This window comes from Streptomyces sp. NPDC055078 (assembly GCF_053607985.1).
Map to the genome: position 1 here is coordinate 1 of NZ_JBSGUP010000540.1, position 5672 is coordinate 5672.

Annotated in this window: 4 protein-coding genes and 1 pseudogene; 2 read left to right on the top strand and 3 right to left on the bottom strand. The window is 71.7% G+C overall.

All coding sequences use genetic code 11. The annotated features are described in order from the left end of the window. Both ACWF94_RS31455 and ACWF94_RS31460 read right to left on the bottom strand, forming a co-directional pair. Nucleotides 1-159 (bottom strand): annotated as a pseudogene (locus ACWF94_RS31455) (GNAT family N-acetyltransferase); the annotation flags it as partial. A gap of 64 nt (nucleotides 160-223) precedes the next feature. Then, a complete protein-coding gene (locus ACWF94_RS31460; RefSeq protein ID WP_453496136.1) occupies nucleotides 224-634 on the bottom strand; it encodes a VOC family protein in 411 nt (136 codons plus the stop codon). 456 nt (nucleotides 635-1090) lie between these two features. On the opposite strand from ACWF94_RS31460, the gene ACWF94_RS31465 reads away from it, so the two are divergent. Further along, nucleotides 1091-2536, top strand: coding sequence for a PP2C family protein-serine/threonine phosphatase (locus tag ACWF94_RS31465; protein ID WP_453496145.1), 1446 nt, complete (start codon nucleotides 1091-1093; stop codon nucleotides 2534-2536). Nucleotides 2537-2749: 213 nt separating this feature from the next. Here ACWF94_RS31465 and ACWF94_RS31470 read toward each other — a convergent pair whose 3' ends face one another. Continuing rightward, complete coding sequence (locus ACWF94_RS31470; RefSeq protein WP_453496139.1) at nucleotides 2750-4246, bottom strand: DNA-binding protein NsdB; 1497 nt, start codon at nucleotides 4244-4246, stop codon at nucleotides 2750-2752. A 231-nt stretch (nucleotides 4247-4477) separates the two neighbouring features. Between ACWF94_RS31470 and ACWF94_RS31475 the strand changes: the two genes are divergently transcribed. Continuing rightward, nucleotides 4478-5599 (top strand): aminoglycoside phosphotransferase family protein, encoded by a 1122-nt coding sequence (locus ACWF94_RS31475; protein ID WP_453496142.1) that lies wholly within the window; start codon nucleotides 4478-4480, stop codon nucleotides 5597-5599. The last annotated feature ends 73 nt before the right edge of the window (nucleotides 5600-5672 follow it).

Here is a 5672-nt window from a genome sequence, read left to right on the forward strand (position 1 = left end):
CACCCGGTACCCGGCGACCATCGCCGCGTACCGGCCCTCGTACGCCCGCGACCGGCGCACCAGCGCGCTGAGCCGCTTGGCGTCCCGGGCGGTCGCGCGTCTGATCCGTACGCCGTCCTTCCGCACCACCGGGTCCGCACCCGTCATAGCCGCTGTCATGGATTGAGTATTACATCCGCTGGTCCGGCTCCGCTGGGGCCGCCTCCGGCGGTCCCATGCCGGGCTAGCCCTGCCGCCGGCCGGCGACGGATGAGACGGACGAGAGGAAGAGACAGAAGGGATGGCCGGTCGGGTCGAGCAGGACGCGCACATCGTCCTGCGGCTGATGGGCGGCCTCCGTGGCGCCGAGCGAGACGGCGTGCCGGGCCGCGTCCCGGAGGTCGTCGACCCGGATGTCGAGATGGAGCATCTTCTGCTGGGCGCCCGGCTCCTCGGGCCAGCGCGGGGGTTCGTACTCCGGCTCGCCCTGGCAGGAGAGACCGAGGGAGCCGTCCGGGGAGCGGAGATGGACCCACTCGGGTTCACGGGCGGTCACCTCCCAGCCGAGGAGCCGCGCGTAGAACTCCCCGAGGGCGTGGGCGTCCGGGCAGTCGAGGACCACGCTGGCGAGCGAGAACCGAGGGGTGGCGTTCACTGTTGACTCCTCTCCGGTGGTGGCACAGGACAGAAGATGTCCCCACTCGGCACCGGGCCGCCGCGCGGGATGTGCGCGGGCTGTCGCGTGGGAGCGCAGGGCCCGACGCCATGGCCGCTCCACGGTCCGCGCCGTCCCCGGTGACCGGTCGGCCGCCGTCGTCCATCCGGCCAGGTTCCCCGGCGGGCCGGGGTCCGTCCAGCGGTTTCCGGACGAAGTGTCCGGCCGATGGGGGTACGCCTTGCCCGGGGCGGGACGCAGGCGATAGAACAGGGTGCGCCGCGGAGCGAACAGAAATCGCGCGAATCCGGCTCCCGGCATATGACCAGGGCATCACCGGATCGAGTCTTGCCAAATCCCTTACGGGCTGTCGCTCCCTGTGCAAGAGTCGTAACGGTCCATTGTTCAGACCGTGTCTCAGACCTGGCCGTGGCCACGCCTGTATCGGAGTACGACATGCCGTCCCATGTGTTCGCGGACCGTCCCGCCTCACAGCCGCCCGAGCGCGGTACCGTCGACGCTCTGATCACCCGGACCCGCCGGCTGCGCGGTGACGTGGACGCCGTGCGCCGGGACGCGGTGGCGGACGAGGACGACCCGCAGGGCCGGTGGCAGAAGGCGCTGTGCGATCTGGCCGTCCATCAGCTCGATGACCTCGGCGCCCAGCTGGGGCAGCTCAAGCAGGGGCTGCCAGGACCGCCGGACGAACTGCCCGGTGACGCCTTCGAGGACGCGCTCGCGCCGTACGAGGCGGACAGCGCCCAGCGCACCGGATCGCTGCTCGGCCGGGTCGGCAGCGCCGAGTGGAATCTCCTCACGGACGAGGTGAGCTGGTCCGACGAGCTGTACCGGATTCTCGGCCGCCCCCCGGTGAGCGGTCCCATGACGCTGGACGAACTCCCCTCCATCGTCTTCGCGGAGGACCAGACCCTGCTGACCGCGATGGTGACCGGCGCGCTGGTGGACGGGCGGCCCATCGACGGCGAGTTCCGTATGGTGCGCGCCGACGGCCGGGTGCGTACGGTCCATATGACCGGTGAGCCCATCCTGGACGCCGATGGCTCGACCGCCGCCATGTGGGCGGTGATCCGGGACGTCAGCGAGCTGCGGCGCAGTGAGCGAGCGGTGCGCGAGAGCCGGGACTCGCTCCAGCGCCATCAGCACTTCGAGCGCACCGAACGCCGGCTCGCGGTCGAGTTGCAGGAGGCGGTGCTGCCGCCGTGGCGGGACTCCTTGCAGTTCCCGCCCGACGGAGCGGCCGAGCTGGATGTCGCCGCGCACTACTTTCCGTCCGTCAACAGCGCCCTGATCGGCGGCGACTGGTACGACGCCATGCAACTGCCGTCCGGCGCCTCCCTCTTCGGCGTCGGCGATCTCACCGGACACGGCGTGGCCGCCACCTCATCGATGGCGATGCTGCTCGGCGCACTGCGCGGGATGGCGGTGGCCGGGATCGAGCCGGGGCCGCTGATGGGCCATCTCAACCAGCTCCTGGAGACATCGGCGCAGCCCGCCCTGGGCAGCGCGGTGTGCTGCCGGTTCGACCCGGCGAGCCGGGTGCTGACCTGGGCGCAGGCGGGACACCCCGCCCCGCTGCTGTTCCGCGACGGGACGGGGCGCTTTCTGACCCCGCCGGACGGGGTGCTGCTCGGGGCGACCACCGGAGCCGAGTACGAACAGGCCGAGTTCCAGCTCCTCCCCGGCGATCTGCTGGTGCTGCACACGGACGGTCTGACCCGTACGAGCGCGGACGAGAGCGACACCGACCGGCTGCTCGCGCTCGCACCACGCCTCGCCGAGGCCCGCGACGCCCGGGACAGCGTACGGGCGGTCGTCGAGATGTTCGGTGGTGACGGCCGTGAGGACGATGCCTCCGTACTGGTCGCGCGCATCGGCTCCTGAAGGTCCGAAGCTCCTGAAGCCCGTCCCAAGCTCCTGAACTCCTGAAGCCCGTCCCACTGACGTCCCATTGACGTCCCACTGATCTGAAGCCTGCCGTACGGATCCCGGACGCCCTGTCCTACGGATCCCGCCGGCTCGCGCGCCCCGGCCGTGCGTCCCCGGTGGGGGTCGGGGCAGCCGCCCGGACCCCGCTGGTCGCCGGGGCGTGTGCCGCTAGACGGTCCTCGCCTTTCTCGATGGGCTGTTGGGCAGCGCGAGCCGGATCTCCTCGCGGAGATCCTCGATCTTCCCGTAGCCCGCGTACTGGCCGGTGAGCCGGTACATCTCACGCAGCCTGTCCCAGGTGCGGTGCGAGGAGGTCTCCCCCATCGACACCAGTGCCAGCCGGGCATAGCGATCGGCCCGCTCCGGGTCGTCGCCGATGAAGCACGCCGACGCCAGCGAGATGTAGTCGAAGATCATCGACCGCTGTCGGCCGCCCTCGCGCAGATCCAGCGCCTTCTTGGCGTGCTTCTGCGCGACATCGGCGGCCGACGCGTCGTGCTCGGCCAGCGTGCGGTAGGCCAGGGCCTCCATACCGTGGAGATCCGCCTCGTCGAACATCTGCATCCAGCTCGGCGGCGGCACATCCCCGTTGTCCGAGACGAAGAGGTCCTCCGCCTCACCGAGGGTGCGGCGCATGGCCTTGCCCCGGCCCATCGACGCCTGCGCCCATGCCTCGATGGTGCGCAGCATGGCCTGGGTGCGCGGCAGGGTCTCCTCTCCCGAGCCGGACTTGGCGAGCTTCATCAGATCGAGCGCGTCGTCGGGACGGCCCAGATGGACCATCTGGCGGGCGGCGCGCGACAGTGCCTCGCCCGCGCGGGGGCGGTCGCCGCCCTCGCGGGCCGCGTGCGCGGCGATGACGAAGTACTTCTGGGCGGTGGGTTCGAGGCCGATGTCGTGCGACATCCAGCCGGCGAGTACGGCGAGGTTGGCGGCGACGCCCCACAGGCGCCGCTGGAGATGGTCGGGGTGGCGGTAGGCGAGCATGCCGCCCACCTCATTGAGCTGCCCCACGACGGCCTTGCGCTGGAGCCCGCCGCCACGGGCGGCGTCCCAGGCACGGAACACATCGACGGAGCGTTCCAGGGCCTCGATCTCCTGCGACCCGATGGGGGCGGCCTCATAGCGGTCGTACCCAGCGGGGTCGGCATGCAGGGGAGTGTCGGTGCGTGGGGCGTCGGATACGAGTGCGGGGTCGGTGTGCAGCCAGTCGTGCATGGCGCTGCTGAGTGCTGTGCCTGCGGCGAGCGCGGCGCCCGCGCCCACCAGGCCGCGTCGGTTGAGCATGAGGTCCATTCCCGTGAATTCGGTGAGGACCGCAGCCGTCCGGTCGGGCGCCCACGGGAGTCCGTCGGGGTTGTCCGTACTGCCGGAGCCCCGCACGTCCTTCCGTCTACCCGCTCGCCCGTTCCGTACGAACCCGAGATCCTCGATGGTCACGACACGGCCGAGCCGCTCGGTGAACAGGGCCGCCAGCACCCGCGGCACGGGGTCGCGCGGGGTCTCCCCCATATCGATCCAGCGCCGCACCCGCGAGGTGTCGGTCGCCAGCTGCGGATGCCCCATGGCCGCCGCCTGCCGGTTCACGAGTCTCGCGAGTTCGCCCTTGGACCAGCCGGTCAGGCCGAACAGGTCGCACAGGCGGGTGTTGGGTACTCCGGTCACGTCAAGCCCCCAGGTTCTCGGCTGTGTTGACAGTAACGCTCTGTCAGGTGACTGGCGACTATTCGCCAGGGTTCGCCAGGGTTCGCCAGATGGTGTGCCACCCGCGCGCTGGTGTGACGTAGGAACGCGCCACCCCGGCCCGGCACCTCATCGCATTCCCCAGGGTGTGAAGGGGTGCCGGGGCGGGCCGCGCACGCGAACTGTCGGCGCACGAAGGGATCTGTTCACCCCATGTACACAGCATCGTCCTCCGTGTCCGCCCCGCACCGGCCGCAGCGTTCCACCGTCCCGGCCGGCACCGGACCGTATCTCGACCCCTCGCACGCCGGTCGATATCGACGGCCGGCCGCGGCGGTCGGCCAGCCCCTCAGCGGGAGAATCGACCTGTCCGGCCCCCAGGGCGCGCAGCTGCGGATGGCTGTCGCGTCGGTGCACCGGATCTGCCCCGAGTTCACTCCGGTGCAGGTGCTGCGTCGCAGCGGGCGGACCGTACTGATCGTCGGGACGACCGGGCGGACGACGGCGGTCGCCAAATGCCTGCTGGACCACTCCCCCGTCTGGGCCGAGCGGCTCCGCCACGAAATAGCGGTGTACCGGGCGTTCGTCCGGCACCGCCCGCCGGTGCGGGCCCCCCGGCTGATCGCGGCGGACCCCGACAACTGCACCCTGGTGGTCGAGCGGATGCCGGGCCGGGCGGCGGCTCTCACCCGGCACCCTGCCGAGGCGCCGCCACGGGCCGACGTCCGGGCCGTCCTCGGCGCGATCAACCGGCTCAACGGCTGGCGTCCCCCGGCCGAGATGTTCGACCGCCCCCTTGACTATGTGTCCCGTATCTCCCGCTATCACGAACTCGGCCTGTTCACCGACCGCGACCTCGGCGACCTCCAGAAGCTGCTGCACGGCCTCGCGTACGCGGGCGGACGGCAGAGCACGAGCCAGTTCTGCCACGGTGACGCGCTGCTCTCGAACATCCTGCTGTCCCCGACCGGCCCCGTGCTGGTCGACTGGGAGCACGCGGGCTGGTATCTGCCCGGCTACGACCTCGCCACGCTCTGGTCGGTGCTGGGCGACGCGCCCGCCGCCCGACGGCACATCAGTCAGCTGGCACAGCAGCAGGGGACGGCGTCGCGGGACGCCTTCCTGGTGAATCTGATGCTGGTGCTGACCCGGGAGATCCGTACCTACGAGACGGCCGTGCAGCGGACGATGCGGGAGGCCACCCCGGCGGGCGGGGGCGCCGGTTCGGCCGGCGGTCTGTCCGCGGGCGAGGAACAGCGGCTGCTGCTGCGGCGGCTGCACGACGACTGCTCCATGGCCCGCCGGGCGGTGCGGGCCGCGGTCGGGACCCGCTGACACCCTTCGCCCGCCAGGGCGTGTCGCACCACGCCGTGCGGCCTCGCACGGGGGGTCCGGGCCACCGAGGGGG